Source organism: Peribacillus sp. Aquil_B1 (assembly GCF_022603275.1).
GTDB lineage: Bacteria > Bacillota > Bacilli > Bacillales > DSM-1321 > Peribacillus.
Map to the genome: position 1 here is coordinate 611225 of NZ_JAKXEE010000002.1, position 23747 is coordinate 634971.

Consider the following 23747-nt stretch of genomic DNA (forward strand, 5'->3'; position numbering starts at 1 on the left):
TGCTAGCACGTGTTAATAGGATTAATGGCCGCGTCGGATACACATGAAACCAACTACTTCACCGAAATAGCCAAAACCGCAAAATCATTTAATATGAATGTTTGTAAATTCTCACCGGAAAATATTGATATGGATCTGAAAAAAGTCCGCGGCGAGCGTTTTGATGCCGAGAACGAAACTTGGATTTCCGCATCTTTTGATATACCTGATTTTGTTTATGATCGCTGTTTTCACGGATTAGTCCGTGAGTCAACGGAAACGCGGCACAAAATCGATTGGTTAAAAGATAACTCGAGTTTCTTAGGGCTGGGCCTTCCTGGTAAGTGGGAAGTGTATCAAATCCTAAAAAACCATCCACACCTACAGGCATTTTTTCCAGAGACCGTACAAGTGACGACACCTGAAGATATTACCGGTCATTTGGAACGCCTGGATAAAATCATCATCAAGCCTGAATTCGGTGCAGGCGGTACAGGAATCTACCTTCTTTCAAAAAACGAAGACGGTACCTTGGTATCCATGACGAAAAAGGGCACCAAATATGACCGCCAATTTTCCTCCAAATCTCAGCTTAACAAATGGCTGCAGCATTTATTAAATCGATACCGTTACCTCTGCCAGCCATATTTGGAACTTTGCAACCAATATAACGAGCCATTCGATTTACGGATTTTACTTCAAAAAAACGAGAAGAATCAATGGATGGAACGTGGCCGCGGAATTCGTATGGGACAAAAGGACGGAATTACCTCAAATCTTGCCACAGGCGGGGAAGCCATTTCATTGGAAACTTTCATCAAAAGAAACCCGGAAACGATTTCGATTGCCGTCGAACAAAAGATTCAGCATATCCTTCGCACCCTGCCCGCAGAAACCGAAGCTGTCTTTGAAAGATTATTCGAGTTGGGGATCGATATAGGCATCGATAAAAAAGGCCAAATATGGATAATGGACATTAACTCGAAGCCCGGAAGGAAAATCATTCAGGCACTGCAGCCGGAGACCATGAATGATATTCATCGCGCACCGTTTCAATATAGCCAGTATTTAGCCGAACATCTTCAGAAAGCAGGTGAATAGAAAGTGAGAAAGACTTATCCTGCCGAAATTGCCGCCATCCCCGGCAATGTTCTCTACTACCCTTCCGATCTTGGAGATTTGGCAGAGATTGAATTAATTTACTTCGGACGACATTCATGTCCTGCCATCGTCAAACAAAACCCGGCCGTCAATCAATCAATCGTCCTTTCGGAAAGTCTTGCGGAATCTCTACTATTCGATCATACCGATATTCCCCTTCATTTATTCATATACGGCAAGAGCATTCATATCGGACCGCTGGTCGGAATCTTTTCATCAGGCTTCACCGGCATTTCAAACAAACCATTAGGCGAGAGATCGGAATTTTTCGCAAAGCTCCTTTCGCTTAGCAGGACCACAGGCTGTATCCCCTTTGTTTTTGGGGAGAATGTAATCAATTGGGATGAGGAGACAATCAAAGGTTATGTGTTTGATAACAATGACTGGCAGATTAATGAATTTCCTTTTCCTAATGTGATCTATGACCGTCTCCCAAATCGGTTGACGGAAAACCGCGATGGACCTAAAGAAGTGAAGCAGAAATTTCAAAAAGAATATACCATTCCATGGTATAATCCTGGTTTTTTCAATAAATGGGATGTAAATGAAAGGTTATGCGCAGATGAGCGGGCACTGCCATATTTGCCGGAAACGTATCCATTTCAATCCATGTCCGTGGTGGAAACCCTTCTTTCCCATTACCGGCAAGTTTATATAAAGCCCATTCACGGCAGCCTCGGCCTAGGGATTCACCAAATTCTTTATGATAAGCATGAGAATGTATACTACTGCCGTTATACAAATGAAGCAAAAGAAAATAAACTGCAAAAGTTTTCCACACTGGAATCCATCGTTAAACATATTTTTCACGACCGGCCGCTAGAGAATCTTATCGTGCAGCAGGGCATCCCATTAATTCGATCTGAAAAACGTCCAGTGGATTTCCGGGTCCATACGAACAAGGACAGTAATGGAAAATGGCAGGTAACCGCGATCGCCGCAAAAATCGCCGGTGCCGGCAGCGTCACGACCCATATTAAAAGCGGGGGTGTGATCAAAACGGTTGCCGAACTGTTTGGAGATGACGATGAGGCGAAAGAAGTCGAACGAAAGCTATCGGAAGCCGCACTGATTTTAAGTGACAGTATAGAAAAGAACTTGGACGGAATCGTTGCAGAAATAGGATTTGATTTTGGATTGGATAAAAAAGGTCAGGTTTGGATGTTTGAAGCCAATTCCAAACCGGGACGTTCCATCTTCTCCCATCCAAAACTTAAGGATTTCGAATTGCTGACCAGAAAGCTCAGCCTTGATTACGCCATTTATCTTACGGAACAGACGATTACAAAATCAATCAGTGTGCCGCGATGAACATTTTTTACGATATCCCCACTGAAAATTGGTACCACAATCAAGAGAATGCGGAACTTTTCGCTGGCTCAGCCGAGGAGGTAATCAGGTATAATAAGGAACATACGAATCAACCCCTAATTCCAATCACCATATTTCCAGGTAACCGGATGCTTGCCGTCGGCATACTGACTGTTTCCAATCCCAAAAAGGAATCAGGTTTGGGTGGAAACCTGACCCTTTTTCGGGACCTATCACTATATTTATTCAAACATGGAATATTGGCGTATGTATTCACAGAAAAGGTCCTTCATTCCGAATCGATGAGAGGGTATGTTTTTTCCTCCATTTCAAACAAATGGATCGAATGTAAAGTGCCCTTCCCTGACATCGTCTATAACCGAATCCCCTTGAGGAGCTATGAGGCGTCAGGGGAATTCCAACAGCTCCTCAAATTTTTTAAAAAATACCGAATGAATCTTTTCAACCCCTGTTTCATAGATAAATATGTAATGTTCGAAGCATTGAAGGAAGAAGGATCCCTGACCAATCACCTTCCGCACACCATGGTCTTGCGAAACAGCGGCTGCCTTGATGCTTTCTTGGAGACCTATAGGCATATATACCTTAAACCTTGCAAAGGAAGCCAAGGTAAAGGCATTTATACGATAATCAAAAATGATGATGATACACTATTGTTCAATAGCTTAAAGCATAGTGAGTCTTTCCCGGATTTCGCGTCATTCTGGGAAACAAGGAAAAGGGATTTATTAAAAAGGAGCTACCTTGCTCAACAGGCGATCATACCAAAAAAACTTTTTGGACATCGTTATGATTACCGGATTCTGGTCCATTATGAAAAAGGTTTTTATAAAGTGACTGGCAAAGCGGTAAGGATGTCACAAACTCAGGAAATCACCACCCACACTCCCCGAGGGGGGAAGATCTTTCCTTTTCAAGACCTGCAATCAAGAAGCCTGAATAGAAAATTAGCAAAAATCGCCCAAAAAAGCGGAGAGATACTTTCTAAAAAAATCGGATTTCTCGGAGAGTTTTCCATGGATATAGGGGAAGACGAATCCGGTTCGCTCTTCATATACGAAGTGAACTCAAAGCCTATGCAATTCGATGAGGAAGAAATAGAAACAAACAGGCTTTTGCATTTAAAAAATCTTTTTATTGAATTAACTTTTCCCAGCCTGACAATTAAATAACATCCTCCAGCTGCCGTTTTCCATTATAATTAAATGAGAAACTGTATAAATGGAGGTAATACATATGATTACTCATTTTCAATGGGCACCACTGCATAAGAATCTGCCAGGATGGAAAATTTCCTTTTATTTCAACAAGCAGGCAACCCAAGCCTTGTATCATAAAGATGGATCGATTGAGTGGACAGCCAATCCGCCTTCCGAAACAGATGAAGCCAAACTCAAAAGCATGATACATGATTTAATGATTTTCCATGTATATGAATGAACCGCCTTTACATTCATGAAATACCTGACCAGAATAAAAAAAACTCCTTTGCCTAAACTAAAGAAAAGGCTAGGAGGGATTTATTTTGGATAAAGAAAAAATGACATTTTTGAAGGATACCGAATATGATGGCAAGGACTCCGTTTACCTTGATATCGACCGTATCATCAATGAAGGAATGGCGGGCGGAAATGTGTATGAAGTCGCTGACCTTCAGAACATCGAAGAAGCACATGATTTTTATGATGAAACAGATCCTAATATCAATAAATGAATGGTGTGGGCTCTCTTATGGAGAGCTCTCTTTTATATCAGTCAGACCGTTAACATTCAAATAGTTCCATTCTCCCTGGCACTCAACATATTTTCGTTTAATATCGATGTAATGATATGCTCTGAATCCCATTCATGCCCAGATATCTCGATAAGGGGATAGCGATTCGGTAAAACGACCTGCTGGATTTCTTGAACGGTCAGCCCTTGAGAATTCAGGCGTAAAATTTCACCTTGGAGGTTTTCCAGATAATCCAGTTTTTTTCGAAACATTTCCTTCCCATCAGGGACATGCCCAGCATGGCAGCAAAACACTTCCCCGAAGTCATATTGAAGTAATCTTTTTATTGAATCGATGATGACCGGAACAGACTCTTCCCGTAAGACAAGCTTTGTCTTTGGTGTTACGAAAAGGTCTCCTGAAAAGAGCATGCCATTACTGTGATTCAAATACACCATATGGTCCTTTGCATGGCCAGGGGTAAAAATCGGCTCCCACGTTTGGGTGCGTGAATGAATGGCCTCCCCTAGCGGCTCAGCTTTAAAGGCGTCTCTCTTTCCCCAGAAAATTTTGCGATATTCAGGATATACAGCATCCCTTGCACAAACCTCAACCGACATCGGGTGAATGAAAAGCGGTACCTTTTTATGTTCCTGTATCCAGGCAGCGCCCCCCGTATGGTCTTCATGATAGTGAGTCAGGGCCACTGAGTCGAAGTCTGCGGACTCATAGAACGGAATAAGCTCTTCCAATAAAATCTCTGCTCCGGTATCTATCAATAGGCCATCCGTTAAAAAAACATTAACACTCATCCCCGCCTTGTTCCCGCCAGGAGTCCCGTGCACACAAACCACATCATTTATCGTCTTAATCTCTATCATTCAATCTCCTCCCCATCATTGTACAAAAATAGTTTCATCTTCCTTTTTTTAACTTTACTATAATAAATGTAGTACCACTTTATCTTTTTGACAAGGAAATACTGGAATAATTAACCTGGATGAAAATGCTGGATCATTGTATAATGTCCCGGCCTACATCCAACTCAAACCATTGGAATACGCCAAATTGCCACCTGTCAACAGACAGTGTTGACCTATCGGCGGTCCTTGGTATCTTCGAAAATGGACCTCGAGGAAACCCTTATTTCATTAAAAATGCAAGATATGTATCTAAACGTTGATATAGTGAATACAAAAGATGTAGACGCTCAATTTGCCAAGGATATTAAATCAGTAGTAGAATCCGACCAGTTTGAAAAAATGATTGATGGCAAATTTGCCGGATTCCGAATACCAGACTCGATGAATTGATCAAATAATCGAGGCTTGCTTCCCCTTTACCGGGTACAGGCCTTACATTAAGGAGAATGAATATGAATACCTTACTGGAGGTCCGCAGCGGCCCCGCTTATTATGCCTGTAAAGCTAATGTCCTTGAAACACTGGAAGCAAAACTGAGTAAAGGAAACATTCGTAAAGTGCTCGTTATTCATGGGAGAAAATCATGGGAAGTTGCTGAACCCTTTTTTCCTTCCTTAGAAAATATTGAGACGATCTTGTTCACATACGGCGGTGAATGCAGTGATGCGGAAATTGAACGCGTAAAGAATTCCGCTCTTGAGCATGGTGTGGATGCATTAATCGGCATTGGCGGCGGTAAGCTGCTCGACCTGGCCAAATCGGCCGGAAACTTGCTTCAAAAGGAAATCATCCTTATTCCGACCTTGGCTTCCACCTGCGCTGCCTGGACACCGTTGAGTGTCATTTATGATGATAATGGTTCATATGTCCGCTATGATATTCATGAAAAAAGCGCTTGGATGTTATTTATTGAACCAGGAATTCTTCTTAATTCGCCAATTAACTATTTACGTGCCGGAATCGGCGATACATTGGCGAAATGGTACGAGGGCAATGCACTCGCCGAAAAGCTTGCCACGAAGTCCGTTTGTATTGAATTGGCCCATATAGCCGCAAGGCAATGTCAGGAGGTTTTATTGACATATGGCGAAGAAGCCCTAGCTGATTTGGAAAAGGGTAAATGGACAGATGCGCTGCAGCGTGTCATTGAAACGAACATCATCACCAGCGGTCTTGTTGGCTGCTTTGGCGGTCAGTACCTGCGCGTTGCCGGTGCCCACTCCATTCATAATGGCATGACTTCCATCACACAAGCGAATCATTTACTTCACGGGGAAAAAGTGGCATATGGCATTTTAGTCCAGCTTGTGCTAGAAGGGAAATTCTCAGAAATCAAACAATTGCTGCCAATCTACCAGGTGCTTAAATTGCCGATGACATTGGTTGATATTGGTCTGACCGTTGAACATAAGGCGGAACTTCAACAGATTGCAGCCCACTCTGTCAAAGAGGGTGAAGACATCCATCTTCTTTTCCCTGATATCAACAAGGAAAAAGTGGCAGCCGCCATGGAAAACCTTGAAATCCTCACAAACCATGCAAGCCAATCCATGGACTAAAAAACGATGGGGTTTTTACCCCATCGTTTTTTTACTTTTCTTCATAAAATAATAAACGAAGGTTTCAACCTAATGTCTGTTTCCATAGTCCAAGGAGATCATTTTCATGTTGTCTGTGAATGCCTGCTTTTCTATCGGCAGATTCCGTACGGCACTTTTCCCAATTCCATATATCTTCGAGAGTTTCTAATAAGGGACGGAATGTTAGTCCATTATTGATGGCTTTACCGTTATCGACAGCCAAAAACCCATTCAAAGGTTCCTTTCCTCCAGGTAAAGGGAATTCTTCCGGTATCCATAAAGGCATTTCTCCCCACGGCTCTACTTTATTGTCATTTAAAAATTTTTCAGATACCCATGTAAAATCAGCATTACTTCTTGTTACCTTTTTGCAGCCTTCAAGTAATTGCCCCATAGTCAGTGTGTAATCTGGGCCAGCGGCATTATACGTACCTGTCATGCTTTTTTCTATCATGTGGATGATCCATTGGGCCAAGTCCCTTGCATCGATAACTTGGATTGGACGTCCAGAGCGACCAGGAGATAAAATTTCTCCCCCTTCCGCTATCCTTTTAAGCCAGTACGGCAATCGGTCAGTGTAATCATATGGACCCACTATTTGCCCGGCGCGAATTGAAAGGACTTTCCCCGGCAGTTCTTTTTCAGCTGCTTTTTCGCATAATGATTTTAACGGTCCATAATATTCACCGTATATCGGTCCAGCAGTTCCGTGGGAGATCGCTTCTGCCTTATCTTCATTTAGTGTATGAACTTCTCCATTTTCATCAATTCCTGGCTCGGTCGGATCACTGTAAACTGAGATGCTTGAAATATATGTATAATGTTTAACTTGATTAAGCAATCTGCAAGATTTCGATACAGTTCGAGGAATAAATCCTGATGTGTCAATGACTGCATCCCACTGTCTTCCTTTCAACATTTCCAGATCCCCGTCGCGGTCCCCTTTTAACTGTTCTATTTCGGGAAAGACATAAGGGTCGCTTCCACGATTAAAAAGTGTGACATCATGCCCTTTCCCTATCGCAGCTTTTGCTAAATACCGGCCTAAAAACCGTGTACCGCCCAATATTAAAATGTTCATAAAATCTCCTCCTCTTTAACGATATTCCATAAAGCATACGCAATACCTTTTACTAACATTAATATTACTTGCAACTTTTCTTTGATTTTCCCTTTCGGAAAAACTAGCAATATCCTAATCTTTTGAACTTTATTCTTTTTCGCTATAATGATATGGAAAGGGAGAAAGAAGGTGGAACCGATGCTTGAAAATCTTAAACAAAAATTCCCGAATGCTCTTACCAATAAAAAGGATACTGAAGATATTTCTGAATATGTTTGGTTTGAAGACTCCAGAAGTATACTTGGCATTCCCCGTTCAGAAATCACAGCCGAGGAAATCCGTTTATTGGAACTGCTTTTTGCTCCTTCCATAAACCCAAATAACCTCAATGCACATCCAGACTCATCATGGAAAAATTTTTTATCCGAACCGAATGCACCATTGCCTTTAACGAGCTGGGAGAATGTTCGATTCCTTCATTTCAAGCTGACTCATGCTGATTTTTCCAACTCCGATTTTGAAGAGGCCTTCCTCGCTTTCGTTCCATCTGACGCAGCTATTATCTGGGAAAATGAAACGGCAGGAGTCTTAATTGAAACGGACAAGGATGAACCATTATCAAATAAAGAACTAATCGCCATTTCTTCCACGCTTGAAAGTGATTTTTATGTAAAGACCCGTATGTTCACGGGGCGCTTTCACCCTGTAAATCAAGACCTTCACCATCACTGGGCCCTGGAGAAAAGATGTTTTGATTTGGCACAGGTGCATCTGCCGGATCTAAAGGTGACTGATTTGGCAGACATCATCCCCCATTCATTAATAAATGATCCATCCTTTACGAATTCAAAGTGGTATATCAATGAAATTCTTGGCAAGACCAAGCAGGATACTGAGCTTATCAAAACAGTTAAAACGTATATCGAATGTAATTCCAATGCCACCTATGCCGCAAAACAGCTTTATATACACCGGAACAGCTTACAATACCGAATCGATAAATTCTCAGAAAGAACTGGTCTCGATATTAGAAACTTCCGTCATGCCCTTACTGCGTACTTGATATTTCTGCTGAATGATTAATTTCCATCACAAAGAGGTAATTTCAACCTTTTTTGTGCAATGTGCCCATACTTTTTTCTAAACCGATAGCTTAGACTATAGCTAATTGGTACAAGTAATCAGTAGTTTAAAAGGGGGATTTTTCATGGCAGAGTTAGTGTTAGATCATATATTCAAGATTTATGATAAAAAGGTGACGGCTGTTAAAGACTTCAACCTTCGTGTTGCCGATAAGGAATTCATCGTTTTTGTGGGACCTTCCGGTTGCGGCAAATCAACGACATTAAGGATGATTGCCGGACTGGAGGACATTTCCCAAGGGGATTTATACATAGACGGCAAGCGAGTAAATGATGTCCCTCCTAAAGATCGTGATATTGCGATGGTTTTCCAAAACTATGCCTTATATCCTCATATGACCGTATTTGACAATATGGCATTCGGATTAAAGCTCAGGAAAACGCCAAAAGCGGAAATCAAGCAAAGGGTCAATGAAGCGGCAAGGATTCTCGGACTTGAAGAGTTGCTAAACAGGAAACCTAAAGCGCTTTCAGGTGGTCAGCGCCAGCGTGTGGCTCTCGGCCGTGCAATTGTAAGGGACGCAAAAGTGTTCTTGATGGATGAGCCATTATCCAATCTCGACGCAAAGCTGCGGGTTCAAATGCGTGCAGAAATCGCTAAACTGCATAAACGGCTCGACACCACAACCATATATGTCACGCATGACCAAACAGAGGCAATGACCATGGCGACACGTCTTGTTGTAATGAAAGATGGTATCATCCAACAGGTCGGTGCCCCAAAGGATGTTTATGAGAAACCAATAAATGTTTTCGTCGGCGGCTTTATCGGATCGCCTGCCATGAACTTCTTTACCGGAACATTAAAAGAAGGCACAATTAAAATAGGCGAACAAACGCTTGAAATACCTGAATTGAAAATGAAAATGCTGCGTGATCAAGGATATGTCGGAAAAGATGTAATCCTTGGCATCCGTCCGGAGGATTTCCATAATGAAGGAGCTTACTTCACGAAGTCCCCTAACACTACATTCACGACACAAATTGATGTAGCCGAACTCATGGGCGCGGAGATTATGCTCTACTCCACATTAGAGGGGCAGGACTTCGTTGCACGGGTCGATGCCAAGAATATTATTCAGGCAGGGGAAAAGATCGATCTTGCCCTCGACATGAATAAAGCACACTTTTTTGATAAAGGGACTGAACATCGCATTTTAGTTGAAGAAGATGAACAGATGCAGGAAAGCATGAAGTTATCTGCCAATTAAACGTAAAAAGACCCATTCATATTGGGTCTTTTACTTTATTCAAATTCATTCTTGGACCAATACCACTTCATCATGTCCGCATTCCGGGCATTTCATGAGATGCGGGCATTGGCCTTTTTGAAGGGATTGAGGGTATCCGTCGTTTTCTTTAAGTATGTCGATATCCATATAAGCACTGTAATCATCAGCGTAGTCCATGAATTTCCCTTTATCCTCAAGATCACTGCCGCATTCCGGGCATTTAACATGAATTTTTCTCAGACCGTTGCAAAGCGGGCATATAGACATTGTATTTCCTCCTGTTCCCGATACTTATGATTTCAGTATTTGTCGATTCCATTATTTTAACACATGGAAACACCCTCCCTAATACGAGAGGGAGGGCACTTGTATGCAATTATTTATTAACCATGTTAGCAGGATCGACCCATGCTTTGAATTCATCTTCGGTCAGGAACTCCAATTTCAACGCCGCTTCTTTTAACGTAGAGTTGTCCTTGAATGCCGTTTTGGCAATCTTGGCTGCTTTTTCATAACCGATATGCGGGTTCAATGCTGTTACCAACATAAGGGAACGCTCTACATTTTCTTTGATTTTATCTTCATTTGCAGTGATGCCCACCGCACAATTGTCGTTGAATGAATGAATGCCTTCAGTCAATAATTTGACCGTTTGCAGGAAGTTATAGATGATGACTGGTTTGAATACATTCAATTCAAAGTTACCTTGGCTTGCTGCAAAGCCAATTGTAGCATCGTTACCCACGATTTGTGTTGCAATCATGGTAAGCGCTTCACTTTGTGTTGGATTGACTTTACCTGGCATGATGGAGCTGCCCGGCTCGTTTTCCGGAATGGCTATTTCGCCGATTCCACTTCTTGGACCACTTGCAAGCCATCTGACATCGTTCGCAATTTTCATTAAATCCGCCGCCAATGCTTTCAAAGCACCGTGTGCGTAGACGATTTCGTTATGGCTAGTCAAGGCATGGAACTTATTATCAGATGTGACAAAAGGATATCCTGTATCCGCTGCAATTTGTTTGGCAGAAAGTCCCGGGAATTCTTTTTTTGTATTGATTCCGGTTCCTACAGCCGTTCCGCCTAGAGCAAGGTTCAATAATTTTTGGCTGCTTTCCTCAATCATCGCTAGATCTTTATCGAGCATCGCTTTCCAACCGGAAATTTCTTGTCCTAATGTTAATGGTGTAGCATCTTGAAGATGTGTTCGGCCAATTTTCACGACATCCCAAAATTCTTTTTCTTTTGTATCGAATGTATCACGAAGTGCTTTGATGGCAGGAACCAATTTTTCAGCGACTTCCATAAAGGCTGCAATATGCATGGCGGTCGGGAAAGTATCATTTGAGCTTTGTGCCTTGTTAACATCATCATTCGGGTGAAGGGTTTCGGATTCACCATTTTCTTTTAACCATTCATTCCCTTTGTTGGCGACCACTTCATTCACGTTCATATTACTTTGCGTGCCGCTTCCCGTTTGCCAAACTACAAGCGGGAAATGTTCATCAAGCGTACCCTCAAGGATTTCCCCGCAAATCTTGACGATGGCGTTCTTTTTAACTTCGGAAAGATCACCTAGATCATAGTTCACCTTTGCCGCAGCTTGTTTAACGTATGCAAATGCACGAACTAATTCAATCGGCATTTTTTCGTTACCGATTTTGAAATTGTTACGGCTTCTCTCAGTTTGTGCTCCCCAATATTTATCAGCAGGAACTTTCACTTCACCCATCGTATCTCGTTCGATTCTGTATTCCATGTGTTCTCCTCCTATGTTTGCACTATTCATTGAAGACCCTTTGCATATGAAATGAATAATGTCGGATTATTCTTTCTCTCCATACATTGTACAAACTTTATTATTTTAAAGCAAAAATATCCCGCTGACCCTTTCCAATTTTTCTGAAAAATCCATGTTCCCTTCATGTTTATATGAAAATTCGATTATTCTTTTTAGAGACATAAAGTGTAGACACCGCTAGGCTCCAATTGACCTGGTCATGAACATCCAAGTATCATCACTCCTAAAATGTCCTTGACAGTATTTTGTATATATAGTAAATTCAAAAGAAATTGAATAATCTAAACTCTTATCGAGAGAGGTAGAGGGAATGGCCCGATGACACCTCAGCAACCTTCATTTGTTTCAAACCAATGAAAAGGTGCTAATTCCACAAGTTTGTGAACTTGGAAGATAAGAAGAATGACTCGTCCCTACTTAATCAAAGTCTTCTTCTTAAAGAAGACTTTTTTTTATTTTATATAACTCAAAGGAGCAGTGAAAACCATGTACAAACCTGAAACTTATCTTGCTCAATTAGGAAATCGCAGCGAAACGGCGACAGGAACAGTCAATCCGCCGGTATACTTTTCAACAGCTTTTCGTCACGAAGGAATTGGCCAATCGACGGGATTCGACTACACAAGGACAGGAAACCCTACACGCCAGCTATTGGAGCGATCCATCGCCGATTTGGAAAAAGGGGACCAAGGCTATGCCTGCAGTTCAGGAATGGCCGCCATCTCCACTATTCTCGCCCTTTTTAAATCCGGGGATGCCTGGATTGTCAGCGAAGATCTTTATGGCGGTACATATCGTCTGTTAGAACAAGGTTTTAAAAAATGGGGGTTGCAGTGTGACTATGTAAACACTTGTTGTTTGGAGGATATCGAAAAAGCCATCACTCCTCACACGAAAGCCATCTTCATCGAAACTCCCACTAACCCCCTTATGCAGCAAACGGACATTAGTGCCGTTGCCGCATTGGCCAAACGATATAATTTATTGTTAATCGTTGATAACACTTTTTACACGCCTCTTATTCAACAACCCATCCTGCTTGGAGCGGATATTGTGATTCACAGTGCAACCAAGTATCTCGGTGGTCATAATGATGTGCTCGCAGGACTGATCGTTGCCAGCGGCGCTGAATTATGTGATGCCCTTGCCTTCCACCATAATGGCACTGGAGCTGTCTTGAGCCCATTTGATTCTTGGCTGTTGATGCGCGGAATGAAAACCCTGGCATTGCGGATGGAGCGTCATGAAAAGAATGCCAAGATACTTGTAGATTACTTATCGGAACATGATTGTGTCACGGATGTATTGTATCCCGGCAGAGGCGGCATGATTTCTTTCCGCATCATTGATGAATCGGCGGTCAACCCATTTTTACAATCGCTCTCATTAATTTCCTTTGCAGAAAGCCTTGGAGGGGTTGAAAGCTTCATCACTTATCCTGCCACACAAACACATGCCGATATACCGCTTGAAGTCAGAACGGCAAATGGGGTTTGTAATCGCCTGCTCCGCTTCTCCGTTGGCATCGAGGATAGCGATGATTTGATCGGTGACTTGCAGCAAGCATTCGCACATGTAAAAAGGGAGGCAATACGATGACAGGTCATGATTTTAGCTTTGAAACGAAATTACTTCATAATCAGCATAAATTCGATCCGGCAACGGGCGGTGTGAGCGTTCCCATTCAGCATGCATCGACTTTCCATCAATCCAATATCGATCAATTCGGCAAGTATGATTACAGCAGAAGCGGGAACCCAACTCGCGAAGCACTTGAAGATATCATTGCCGAACTTGAGGAAGGCACTCACGGCTTTGCCTTTTCATCAGGTATGGCGGCCATTTCAACAGCCTTCCTGCTATTGTCGGCCGGAGACCATATCGTCATTTCCGAAGATGTGTATGGCGGAACGTTCAGGATGGTCACAAGCGTATTGACCCGTTTCAATATTGAGCATACCTTCGTTGACATGACGGACCTTGAAAGCGTCAAAGCGGCCGTTCAGCCAAATACCAGGGCCATATACATCGAAACACCTTCAAATCCTTTACTTAAAGTGACCGATATTCAAGCCGTATGTGATATCGCAAAAAAAGCCGGTGCCTTAAGTTTTGTTGATAATACATTCTTGACGCCGGCATTGCAAAAACCGCTGAATCTGGGCGCGGATGTTGTCCTTCATAGCGCCACGAAGTTTTTATCCGGACATAGTGATGTGGTAGCTGGGCTTGCAGTCGTGAAAGATCCGGAATTGGCGGCAAGACTCGGTTCGCTCCAAAACTCATTTGGAGCGGTCCTTGGTGTTCAGGATGCCTGGCTTGTAATGAGAGGTTTGAAAACCTTATCAGTTAGAATGGAGCATTCACAAAAAGGGGCAGAAAAGATAGCAGCCTACTTAAAGGAGCAGCCCTTAGTGAAAAAAGTGTATTATCCCGGACTGGCCGATCATCCACAGCACGCCATCCAAAAAGGCCAGTCACTTGGTGCAGGGGCGGTCCTATCATTTGAATTGGAAAGTGAGGAAATCTTCCGTTCCTTCGTGAACACTGTCGAGCTCCCTGTTTTTGCCGTAAGCCTGGGAGCGGTCGAATCCATATTATCCTACCCGGCCAAAATGTCCCATGCTGCCATGCCTGCTGATGAAAGGGAAAAGCGCGGCATCACGAACAGTTTGCTACGCCTCTCTGTCGGACTTGAAAATCCGGACGATATCATCAAGGACTTCGATGCGGCCCTCGTCAATATTGCCAAAGGAGAAGCAATTGCTGCAAAATGAATAAAGGATGGGTGCCTTATAAATTATGGGGCACCCTTTTTCCTTGCATCATTATTAACTCTTTTCTACCCAGTCATAAAAAATGGCCATCGATTTTCGATGGCCTGACTCTCATTTCTTCATATTATATTTATCCAGGAAGCGATCCACCCGTCCGCCTTTTTCAGCAAACTTCTGCTTTCCGGTATAAAAAGGGTGCGTATCCGAGCTGATTTCCACTTTTAACAATGGATATGTTTGGCCGTCTTTCCAAACGATCGTTTCATTGGACGTCTTCGTGGAACCTGTCAAAAATTGATACCCACTGTTGGTATCCATGAATACCACTTGTTGATAATCGGGATGAATTTCTTGTTTCACTATTATCACCTCATCGTCAATATAGATATATCTTAAACGTAATGATTACTATTATCAATCATTATGCTTGAGGGTACCAATAGGCACCCTCTTTATAGTTTAATCTTGATGAACCACCGTTATTCAATTGTGTCAGCCAGCCATGCCTTTATGCGGTCCAGCCTGCAGTTCATACATTTGATAGTACTTTCCTTTTAGTTCCATTAATTCCTCATGTGTACCTTGCTCAGCAATCCGCCCTTTATCTAGTACAAGAATTTGGTCTGCATTTTTTATCGTGGAAAGTCTATGTGCAATGATGAAGGTCGTTCTCCCTTTTTTCAGCACTTCCATTCCCTCCTGGATAATTGCCTCGGTTTCGGTATCGATGCTCGCTGTCGCTTCATCCAAAATCAATATGGCCGGATTGAATGCAAGAGCACGGGCAAAAGAGATTAGCTGCCGTTGTCCGGAAGACAGCGTTCCGCCTTTTTCAATCACCGGTTCGTCCAGCCCTAAAGGAAGATGCTTCAGCACTTTGTCCCCCCCGACATCTCTTAATGATTTTTCAACCATTTCCCTTGTGATGCCTTTATGGTTCAGACTGATATTGGAGGCGATGGTGCCAGTAAATAAATAGGGATCCTGAAGGACGATTCCCATATGCTCCCTAAGCGTCTGATGAGGAATATCCAATATATTCTTTCCGTCGATTTTAATTTGCCCTTCACTGCTGTCATAAAAGCGGAACAATAAATTCATTATAGAACTTTTTCCTGAACCAGTATGGCCGACTAAAGCGACCGTTTCTCCTTGTTTGGCGGAGAAGGAAATGTCCTTTAACACGTATTCATTATCCTTATAGCCAAAAGAAACATGTTCGAATTGCACGTTTCCTTTGTATCTGGACATGTTTTCATCACTGACTGCCAATCCCTGCTCATCCAATAAATTGAATGCCCGCTCCCCTGCAACAAGCGCCTGTTCAAGATTAGCGAACTGATTGACGATTCCATGAAGCGGATGAAGCAGGCGGCTGATCAAATCAACAATTGCATACATCATCCCTAATGAAAAGGCCGAACTCGCTGTAAGGGAAATCCCGCCGAAATACCAGACGAATGCCATTAGCGCCAAAACCTTAATGACGCCAATCAAGTTTCCACCCGTCAACGAATTCAAATGGAGCATTTTATTTTGGTAGGAATAATGCTCCCGGTTGAGGTTTTCAAAAGATTGCTTCGTCTCCTTCTCACGCCCAAATGCCTGGATGATGCTCATTCCAGAAATGGATTCATTGATCATCCCATTAATATCGCTGACCCGTTCCCGAATGATGTGATTATATTTCGAGGCGAATTTACGGTATACTATCGTCCAGATGACGATGATCGGAATAAGTAAAGTGCCAATGGTACCGACTCGTGGATCCAGAATATACAAAGCAATTAGAACGCCGAAGATATTAATTGTACTCGAGAAGAAGTTGGCGAGCACGGTTACATATAATTCCCGGATCGCTTCCGTATCATTCGTAACCCTTGCCACAACTTTACCCGCCGGCATATTATCGAAATAACGTATCGGCAGACGGGAAATGTGCTTAAAAATATCATTTCGCATCTTCTGTATGATTCGGTTCGCCGCTTTCTGTAAATAAAAGCTCTGTCCATATTGAAAAATGGAGGAAAGGATGACAAGGCTAAAATAAAAAGCCACAAGCTTAATGATCCGAGGGATTTCCGGTTGGTAAAATCCCATCACTTCCTGACTTGTCAATTTCACTGCTTGTGAACGTTGCTCTTTCCCGTCTTTCCTGATGATCAATGATTGGTCCTCCAAGGTTCTGCGCCCATCGATAGGGACAGCTTCATTTACGAAGACAAATTGATTGCCAACCTGCAGAACATGGACTTCCCTGCCTTTCTTCTCACCTTTTGCAAAGTAATCAGCCCGTTTATACCAATTTCCATCGTACTTGACAGCATCCTTTCCTTTATCCGTCTCATACCAGGAAGATTCAATGCCAAGTATATGTGAATCGATGATTTTCTTGGCAACGAAAGGACCCGTTAAATCGGCCGCTACTGAAAGTGCCAGCATGATCAGGGCGCCAATGATCAATTTTTTATAAAGGGCAGCATAATTAAAAAGTTTCTTTACGACCTTCATGCCTTCACCTCCTTCCCTTCGTCAACCTGCTGTCGCTCATATTGCTCCTTATACCAGCCATCTTTAAGCAGCAAATCCGCATGAGACCCCTCTTCGATGATCTCTCCGCTGTCCAACACGATAATCCTGTCCGCGTGCTGAACGGCTGATAAGCGATGGGTTGTGATGATGGTCGTTTTCCCTGCTCGTTCATTTTGGATATTTTCGATGATCGTCGTTTCCGTTTTTGCATCTACAGCAGATAAGGAATCATCCAATATAAGGATTTCTGGATTTTTGATCAGTGCCCTGGCAATCGAAATCCTCTGTTTTTGCCCTCCGGATAGTGCGACACCCTTCTCACCCACTAGTGTCTCAAGACGGTTTGGCAGCATCATTAAGTCCTTCTCAAAATCCGCAAGCCGGATAGCTTTAGCCAGTTCATCTTCCGTTGCATCCATTTTACCGAATAAGATGTTATCCCTAACAGACTTCGAGAATAAAAAATGGTCCTGTGGAACGTAGCCGATCCATTTACGAATATCTTCAAGGTTCAGTTGCTCCAGCGGCATGCCTGCAAAAGCGATTTCACCTTTTCCTAATGGGTATTCCCGCAGCAATTGCTTCACGAATGTCGTTTTTCCACTACCTGTTTTCCCCACTATCCCCAATGTTTGACCGCGATCAAGCTGAACGGAAATATTGGATAGATTCACAACCGTTGAGGAAGGGTATGTAAAATACACTGAATCGAATTGGATATTTCCCGGATTCGCAATACTCCCCAGCCCAACTGAATTCTTCACATCCGCTTCATGTGAAAGGGTATCCTGAACACGATCTAATGAAGCATTTCCCCTTTGCATGACATTGATCAGTTCACCCACCGCGATCATCGGCCAGATTAACATGCCTAGGTACACATTGAACGAAACAAGTCCGCCAAGCGTTATGGCCTGTTGAAACACAAGATAAGCGCCATAGCCCAGCCCGATTAAATAACTGATGCCGATGATAATGCTGATCGTCGGATCAAAGAGGGCATCGATTCTTGCCACGGCTAGATTTTTGCGATATACATCCTCGGTCATTTCATCAAACCGCTTTTCATCTTCCCGTTCCTGGACATAGGCCCGGATAACACGGACACCAGAAATGGATTCCAGGACCTTGTCATTTAAAGTACCAAAGGCTGCTTGTGCATCCGTAAAACGTTTGTAAATTTTCTTCACGTAAATTTGCATCATCACTGCCATGATCGGAAGCGGCAGCACCGCCGCAATCGTCAACTGCCAGCTGATCGTGGCCCCCATCATGACCACTACCGTAATGGTGAACAGCACTGCGTCAACGAGGGTCAATATCCCGAAACCAGCCGTGAGGGATATTGCCTTTAAATCATTGGTTGCCCTTGCCATTAAATCCCCTGTACGGTTTTTTTCATAAAAGCTCGGCGTCATTTTCAGCAAATGGCCCATAAATCCGGACCTTAGTTTTCGTTCGACCAGGTTACCTCCGCCGAATAACAGATAACTCCATAAGTAACCAAATAGGTAACTGCCGATCAATACCATGAGCAAATAAATAACGTATTTCATGACCGCTTCCTGCGTCATGGTGCCATTGTTCATATCATCGATGGCATTCCCGACAAGTTTTGGCGGGATAACCTCCAAGATATTCACTAGACATAGAAATAAAATCGCCAAGGTGTAACGCTGCCACTGTTCTTTAAAGAACCAGGACAGCTTTTTAAAAATCGCAAACATGAATTCCCCTCCCTTTTGGTCAAACCTTTCACTCGCTAACCGCTTTCTGGATCTCCCGGCTTCAATAAAATTTCCAATGTCTTTTGTCTCATTTTAAACTCCTCCTATCTTTTATATGGAAAGGATGCAAATGCACCTGTAACCCAAATGCCAAAAAGCCCCCGCCAATTAGCGGAAGCTTTTTTAGATGCGTAATAACACATATAAAAGCGCAGGCCGCGAAAATTCCACAACCTGCGCTTTAAAATGATCAATGAACACGTCGGATCCCTTGTCTAGAAAGACAAGGTCTCTGGGCAGGCGGACGTATGATATTCGATTATGACATCACTGTGCTTAACTGATTTAGTCATGACGTTCGCCTCCTTTTTTAAAATTAATGGTAATTTTTAACTTATATTCAAAGATTACTACGTTTGCTTATTTTTGTCAATTGCGACTTTTCTAGATTATTGATGGATATTCCTTTATTCTTATAGGATGACGTAACCTAAGGAGGTTCAGCATATGCAATGGAGAAAATATATACTCCTGGCGGTTCCCTTTTTATTATCATCCATTTTCATCTTATTTGCCGTACCGGTCCAATATAGATTTTTATCCTTCATTCCTGTGTTTCTTTTCTGGATAGTCTATTATATTTTATTGTACCGGGAAAAGAAAAAATGACATCACCTGGGGGCGTTGCAAATGCAACGCCCCTTTCTCGACGGCTCTGCATATAATGATTGAAAAACATTCGTGGTGATTGCATGCTCTCCCAATATTTTCAAAAGCTGTTGGGTAAACACCCTGCCAAAACAAAACCCATCATCGATGCTGAAAGATATGGCACGCTAAAATCCCTTTTAAAAAAAGAGCTCTTTCAGCCTTTTGATGAGTCAAAAGCTTTTTTCCCTGAGGAAACGGCTCTTATAAAAAGGATTCGAACCGAGACGGCTGCCTTGAACCGGAACAATATCACAAGAACACAAGCATATCTTGCCTTTTACCATCGTAATCCAGAGGTCCATTGGGCCTTTTTAGCACATATGGTTTCGAGGAATGGAGGATACCATATGACTGACTTGAAAAGTTCAGCCATGACCCACCTCCTTGACCGAGCGGAACGGCAGAAATTCTTCCTGTTCCTTGAGCGCGCCAATTCAGCCATATTTGCTGATGCTTTCCCCCAGCTTCTTTTATATGAACATTCCAAACAAAAAGAACTTCAGCTAAGAAGGTATTTACCGGTATTCCGCATTTCAAGATTCATGGCCCCGATTTGGGAATCTTTCATTGTAGAACCCCATTCACCCCTTTTGACAACGGCCCTTATCATCAATGAACAAAGAATGCTTCAGGAAAGGATATTAAAACGCACCCGTCATGGCGAAATCCTCCGCAGGCTTGATTTTCAGCTGCAGGAATACTTAGGCTTCATGAAAGTGATTTTTCCTTATGCAAACAAGCAAAAAGGATTTCATTCCTTGACAGGCCTTACCGTTGAACGCTTTGCCGACCCGAAACAGCGTATTGAAACGGGCAAATCATTATATGAGCTTCTTTTTCAGCATCCGGTGGTTTTTCGCGGTGTTGGCCAATTTACAAAAGAGATTCCCCACACGGGTTCCAGAAAGGATTACTGGGCAAGCATATATACCTCTGATGCATCCACGTCAAAAGATGATAAAGTTTTCAGCCCCACTCTTCATGATGCATGGAAAGATCATCTATTCTTTCCTCCCCATTCCTTTGATTGGTTCACGAATGAAAGCTTCATAGAAGATTTAAGAAGTTTACCGATCATTAAAAGGGCGGACTTGACCAACGAGGTGCTCGAAAATGTCAAGCATCTCAAAACCCTTAACGGAATGAAAGCCATTTTCTAGCATTAAGCCTCTTACTTTGAATATCCCTTCCCCCATTTGGCAAGAATGGTTAGCAAAAAGGATGGGTGAAGCAAATGAGAGGCATTGTACTATTGAACCCAAATTACAAAATCGGGGATTTACATACGGATGAAAGCTTTGCAATCCAAAAGATCGTAACGGACAAGTATATGGAAGAGAAGAATATTTCCCCGGTCATACTCAATCCGTATCAAATCCACCCTTATTACACAATCCCGCATGAGCTTCTATTCAATATACAAAGTAAAAAAACGGGACAAATCGATTGCCTTGTGCTTCACTCCCTAGAAACGATAGAACGCTTCAACTATATTTACCCTGAAAAATGGCTTGAGCTTTCCGGATATTTCAAAGAGATTATCAGTGTCACGACTCAAGCTCCCGTTAGCAAATATGAAGCAAATTAATGCTTATCATGGTACTTAAGTCATTGTGAATGGATTATTAAGTTTTAAGACATTTTTCATTCATTTACAAATTCCACGCACTTTGATCACAAGAGCGACTCATATATGCATCTCTCCTCATGATTGTCGCTTTGCCGCTTCGTCCTCTCTTTATCTATTAAAACCCCCATTGACCTTTATATTTGTATCAATTTTCCCAATTATAAGATTACTAGGGATAATATAACTTCAGAACAATCTTTTGGAAATATAGATAAATTTACGGATAAAGCATAGAAAAATAAGTTAATTTTATATATCATTGGAGATAGGAATTTTCTTATTTTTTACTTTTACTAGAAAGGAATGTTAATGATGGCCAAAGAAAAAAAGAAAAAAACCCCAATTCCTTTCCGACTGAACTTTATGTTCTTTTTAATATTCATTTTATTTTCAAGCTTAATAATCCGGCTTGGCATCGTCCAAATCGTGTATGGGGATGATTACCTTCGGGAAGTCGACCGAACGGAAAACGATGTGGCCAATACCCCCGTTCCCCGTGGCAAGATGTATGACCGCAACTTGAATCCGGTCGTTGATAATGAGCCGCGTAATGCCATCACCTATACGAAATACCCGAATACAAAAACGGCCGATATGGTGAAGACGGCAGAGGTCCTTGCCACCTTGATAGAAAAAGATACCAAAAAGGTAACCCTGCCGGATAAAAAGGATTTTTGGATTTTAAAGCATCCGAAAGAAGCCGAAGCCTTGATCACTAAGGCCGAGAAGAAGAAAGTAATCGAAAAGAAACTGGAGCAAAAAGATTTATACAAACTTCAAATGGAACGGGTAACCGATGAGGATATCAACGAATTCACCAAGGATGAATTGGAAGTGATCGCCATTTTCCGGGAATTCAATAGCGGCTATGCCCTCGCACCGTCAATCGTGAAGAATAAAGATGTCACCACTGAGGAATTCGCCAGGGTCAGCGAACATTTGGATGAAATGCCAGGCGTGGATGTAACGACGGATTGGGAAAGGACCTATAAGTATGATGAGACCCTCCGCTCGGTTCTTGGCAAGGTCTCTTCTTCCGAAGAAGGCATTCCCAGTGAAAATATCGACTATTATCTGGCACGCGACTATACCAGGAATGACCGGGTCGGAAAAAGTTATATCGAAAAGCAATATGAAGATGTCCTGCGCGGTCAAAAGACTCGGGTTGAAAATGTGCTGAGTAAAGGGGAAGTCATCAAAACGAATACCCTCACTGAAGGGCAAAGCGGAAAAGACTTGGTCCTTACAATTGATATGGAGCTGCAGCAGCAGGTTGAAAAAATCATCGAGAGAGAATTGCGGAAAACGAAAGCCAAAGGAAATACCTACTTATTGGATCGTGCCTTCGTCGTTTTAATGGACCCGAATACAGGCGAGGTGATCACGATGGCCGGCAGGCAATACGGCCGCAACAGTAAAACCGGCTTGACCGAAATGAATGATTTTGCCCTTGGAAACATTACGACATCCTATACGATGGGGTCATCTGTTAAAGGAGCCACTGTCTACACAGGCTTTCAGACAGGAGCCATCGCACCAGGGACAGCTTTTTTTGACAGAAAACTCCTTTTAGCAAGTGCTAAGCCCAAAGGATCTTATAGTGATTTGGGTTATGTAACCGATGTCTCTGCGTTAAAGAAATCGTCGAATGTCTATATGTTCATGACGGCAATCAAAATTGCCGGCGGTCATTATATCCCTAACCGGCCGTTAGGAATCAACCGGGAAGCTTATTCAATCATGCGGAATCATTATGCCCAATTTGGATTGGGTGTCCGCACAGGCATCGACCTGCCAAATGAATCCGTAGGGTTTAAAGGAGTCGATATGTCAACAGACGGATTGCTGCTGGATTTATCGATTGGGCAGTATGATACATATACTCCTATGCAATTGGCACAGTACGTATCGACGATTGCAAATGGCGGAAAAAGGCTTGAGCCCCATATGGTCAGGGAAATCAGGAATCCATCCAACGAACACAATGAATTGGGGAGCGTCTTTAAAACAATGAGTCCCAAAGTGTTAAACGACTTAGGCGGAAAAGACGTTTGGCTGCAACGTGTCCAGGAAGGATTCAGACAGGTCGCACAGGAGCCAGGCGGGACGGCATATAAATATTTCGGCGGTAAGTCCTACCGTGCGGCAGCAAAAACGGGTACTGCCGAGGCCTTTTACGACGGACCGCGGAGAAATCAATATAGCGCGCCAGTCCCGACTATCAATTTGACGCTTGTAGGTTATGCACCCCACAATAATCCGGAAGTGGCATTTTCTGTCGTCGTGCCATGGGTGTATCAAGGCAAGCCCTCTGATGATATAAACAAACGGATCGGGCGGGACGTAATGGACGCCTACTTTAAATTGAAGGAAAAAAGAGCAAAAGGTGAATCTGATGCAGACAAAGCAGTAGAAAGCACTCAATGATGATTACAAAAAGGCC

Annotated in this window: 22 protein-coding genes and 1 riboswitch; of the genes, 15 read left to right on the top strand and 7 right to left on the bottom strand. The window is 42.7% G+C overall.

Translation table 11 applies throughout. The annotated features are described in order from the left end of the window. The first annotated feature begins 9 nt into the window (after positions 1-9). The 5 genes from MPH60_RS16725 to MPH60_RS16745 all read left to right on the top strand — a co-directional run bounded on the left by MPH60_RS16725 (position 10) and on the right by MPH60_RS16745 (position 4186). The gene (locus tag MPH60_RS16725; RefSeq protein WP_241590692.1) at positions 10-1080 is read left to right on the top strand and encodes a YheC/YheD family endospore coat-associated protein; all 1071 of its coding nucleotides are present in this window, start codon (positions 10-12) and stop codon (positions 1078-1080) included. A 3-nt stretch (positions 1081-1083) separates the two neighbouring features. Then, positions 1084-2451, top strand: a complete 1368-nt coding sequence (locus tag MPH60_RS27915; protein WP_241590693.1) for a YheC/YheD family endospore coat-associated protein — start codon at positions 1084-1086, stop codon at positions 2449-2451. Continuing rightward, a complete protein-coding gene (locus MPH60_RS16735) occupies positions 2448-3644 on the top strand; it encodes a YheC/YheD family endospore coat-associated protein (protein WP_241590694.1) in 1197 nt (398 codons plus the stop codon). The genes MPH60_RS27915 and MPH60_RS16735 overlap by 4 nt, the downstream gene beginning before the upstream one ends. Before the next feature lie 64 nt (positions 3645-3708). After that, positions 3709-3912, top strand: coding sequence for a YheE family protein (locus MPH60_RS16740; protein ID WP_241590695.1), 204 nt, complete (start codon positions 3709-3711; stop codon positions 3910-3912). 85 nt (positions 3913-3997) lie between these two features. After that, on the top strand, positions 3998-4186 hold the full coding sequence (locus tag MPH60_RS16745; protein ID WP_137017041.1) for a hypothetical protein: 189 nt from the start codon (positions 3998-4000) through the stop codon (positions 4184-4186). Between the two features lie 56 nt (positions 4187-4242). Here MPH60_RS16745 and MPH60_RS16750 read toward each other — a convergent pair whose 3' ends face one another. Next, positions 4243-5067 carry an MBL fold metallo-hydrolase gene (locus tag MPH60_RS16750; RefSeq protein ID WP_241590696.1) on the bottom strand — a complete coding sequence of 275 codons (825 nt, stop codon included), beginning with the start codon at positions 5065-5067 and terminating at the stop codon, positions 4243-4245. A gap of 243 nt (positions 5068-5310) precedes the next feature. Here MPH60_RS16750 and MPH60_RS16755 point away from each other — a divergent pair, with 243 nt between their 5' ends. Together MPH60_RS16755 and MPH60_RS16760 are read left to right on the top strand one after the other, a co-directional pair. Beyond that, positions 5311-5499, top strand: a complete 189-nt coding sequence (locus MPH60_RS16755; RefSeq protein ID WP_241590697.1) for a hypothetical protein — start codon at positions 5311-5313, stop codon at positions 5497-5499. 62 nt (positions 5500-5561) lie between these two features. Continuing rightward, positions 5562-6668: an iron-containing alcohol dehydrogenase family protein gene (locus MPH60_RS16760; RefSeq protein WP_241590698.1), complete on the top strand. Its 1107-nt coding sequence runs from the start codon at positions 5562-5564 to the stop codon at positions 6666-6668. Positions 6669-6732: 64 nt separating this feature from the next. On the opposite strand, the gene MPH60_RS16765 is transcribed toward MPH60_RS16760, so the two are convergent. Beyond that, positions 6733-7770: an NAD-dependent epimerase/dehydratase family protein gene (locus MPH60_RS16765; protein WP_241590699.1), complete on the bottom strand. Its 1038-nt coding sequence runs from the start codon at positions 7768-7770 to the stop codon at positions 6733-6735. Between the two features lie 180 nt (positions 7771-7950). Here MPH60_RS16765 and MPH60_RS16770 point away from each other — a divergent pair, with 180 nt between their 5' ends. Together MPH60_RS16770 and MPH60_RS16775 are read left to right on the top strand one after the other, a co-directional pair. Next, positions 7951-8835 (top strand): PucR family transcriptional regulator, encoded by an 885-nt coding sequence (locus MPH60_RS16770; protein WP_241590700.1) that lies wholly within the window; start codon positions 7951-7953, stop codon positions 8833-8835. Between the two features lie 124 nt (positions 8836-8959). Further along, positions 8960-10105, top strand: a complete 1146-nt coding sequence (locus tag MPH60_RS16775; RefSeq protein ID WP_241590701.1) for an ABC transporter ATP-binding protein — start codon at positions 8960-8962, stop codon at positions 10103-10105. Between the two features lie 45 nt (positions 10106-10150). On the opposite strand, the gene MPH60_RS16780 is transcribed toward MPH60_RS16775, so the two are convergent. Both MPH60_RS16780 and fumC read right to left on the bottom strand, forming a co-directional pair. Continuing rightward, positions 10151-10393, bottom strand: coding sequence for a hypothetical protein (locus MPH60_RS16780; RefSeq protein ID WP_076367341.1), 243 nt, complete (start codon positions 10391-10393; stop codon positions 10151-10153). A 109-nt stretch (positions 10394-10502) separates the two neighbouring features. After that, positions 10503-11885, bottom strand: coding sequence for a class II fumarate hydratase (gene fumC / locus MPH60_RS16785; protein ID WP_101224213.1), 1383 nt, complete (start codon positions 11883-11885; stop codon positions 10503-10505). Between the two features lie 328 nt (positions 11886-12213). Continuing rightward, positions 12214-12327, top strand: a riboswitch (SAM riboswitch). 86 nt (positions 12328-12413) lie between these two features. On the opposite strand from fumC, the gene MPH60_RS16790 reads away from it, so the two are divergent. Together MPH60_RS16790 and metC are read left to right on the top strand one after the other, a co-directional pair. Further along, positions 12414-13526 (top strand): methionine biosynthesis PLP-dependent protein, encoded by a 1113-nt coding sequence (locus MPH60_RS16790; RefSeq protein WP_241590702.1) that lies wholly within the window; start codon positions 12414-12416, stop codon positions 13524-13526. Continuing rightward, positions 13523-14704, top strand: coding sequence for a cystathionine beta-lyase (metC, locus tag MPH60_RS16795; RefSeq protein WP_241590703.1), 1182 nt, complete (start codon positions 13523-13525; stop codon positions 14702-14704). Before MPH60_RS16790 ends, metC begins: the two co-directional genes overlap by 4 nt. A gap of 111 nt (positions 14705-14815) precedes the next feature. Here metC and MPH60_RS16800 read toward each other — a convergent pair whose 3' ends face one another. From MPH60_RS16800 to MPH60_RS16810, 3 genes are all read right to left on the bottom strand, one after another. Next, the gene (locus MPH60_RS16800; protein WP_241590704.1) at positions 14816-15064 is read right to left on the bottom strand and encodes a type B 50S ribosomal protein L31; all 249 of its coding nucleotides are present in this window, start codon (positions 15062-15064) and stop codon (positions 14816-14818) included. A gap of 132 nt (positions 15065-15196) precedes the next feature. Beyond that, positions 15197-17215: an ABC transporter ATP-binding protein gene (locus MPH60_RS16805; protein WP_241590705.1), complete on the bottom strand. Its 2019-nt coding sequence runs from the start codon at positions 17213-17215 to the stop codon at positions 15197-15199. Beyond that, positions 17212-18963 (bottom strand): ABC transporter ATP-binding protein, encoded by a 1752-nt coding sequence (locus MPH60_RS16810; protein ID WP_241590706.1) that lies wholly within the window; start codon positions 18961-18963, stop codon positions 17212-17214. The genes MPH60_RS16805 and MPH60_RS16810 overlap by 4 nt, the downstream gene beginning before the upstream one ends. A gap of 507 nt (positions 18964-19470) precedes the next feature. On the opposite strand from MPH60_RS16810, the gene MPH60_RS16815 reads away from it, so the two are divergent. The 4 genes from MPH60_RS16815 to MPH60_RS16830 all read left to right on the top strand — a co-directional run bounded on the left by MPH60_RS16815 (position 19471) and on the right by MPH60_RS16830 (position 23731). Next, positions 19471-19632, top strand: a complete 162-nt coding sequence (locus tag MPH60_RS16815) for a hypothetical protein (RefSeq protein ID WP_241590707.1) — start codon at positions 19471-19473, stop codon at positions 19630-19632. 59 nt (positions 19633-19691) lie between these two features. After that, complete coding sequence (locus MPH60_RS16820) at positions 19692-20834, top strand: DUF2515 family protein (RefSeq protein ID WP_241590708.1); 1143 nt, start codon at positions 19692-19694, stop codon at positions 20832-20834. Between the two features lie 74 nt (positions 20835-20908). Beyond that, positions 20909-21262, top strand: a complete 354-nt coding sequence (locus MPH60_RS16825) for a hypothetical protein (protein ID WP_241590709.1) — start codon at positions 20909-20911, stop codon at positions 21260-21262. A 354-nt stretch (positions 21263-21616) separates the two neighbouring features. After that, positions 21617-23731: a peptidoglycan D,D-transpeptidase FtsI family protein gene (locus tag MPH60_RS16830; protein WP_241590710.1), complete on the top strand. Its 2115-nt coding sequence runs from the start codon at positions 21617-21619 to the stop codon at positions 23729-23731. The last annotated feature ends 16 nt before the right edge of the window (positions 23732-23747 follow it).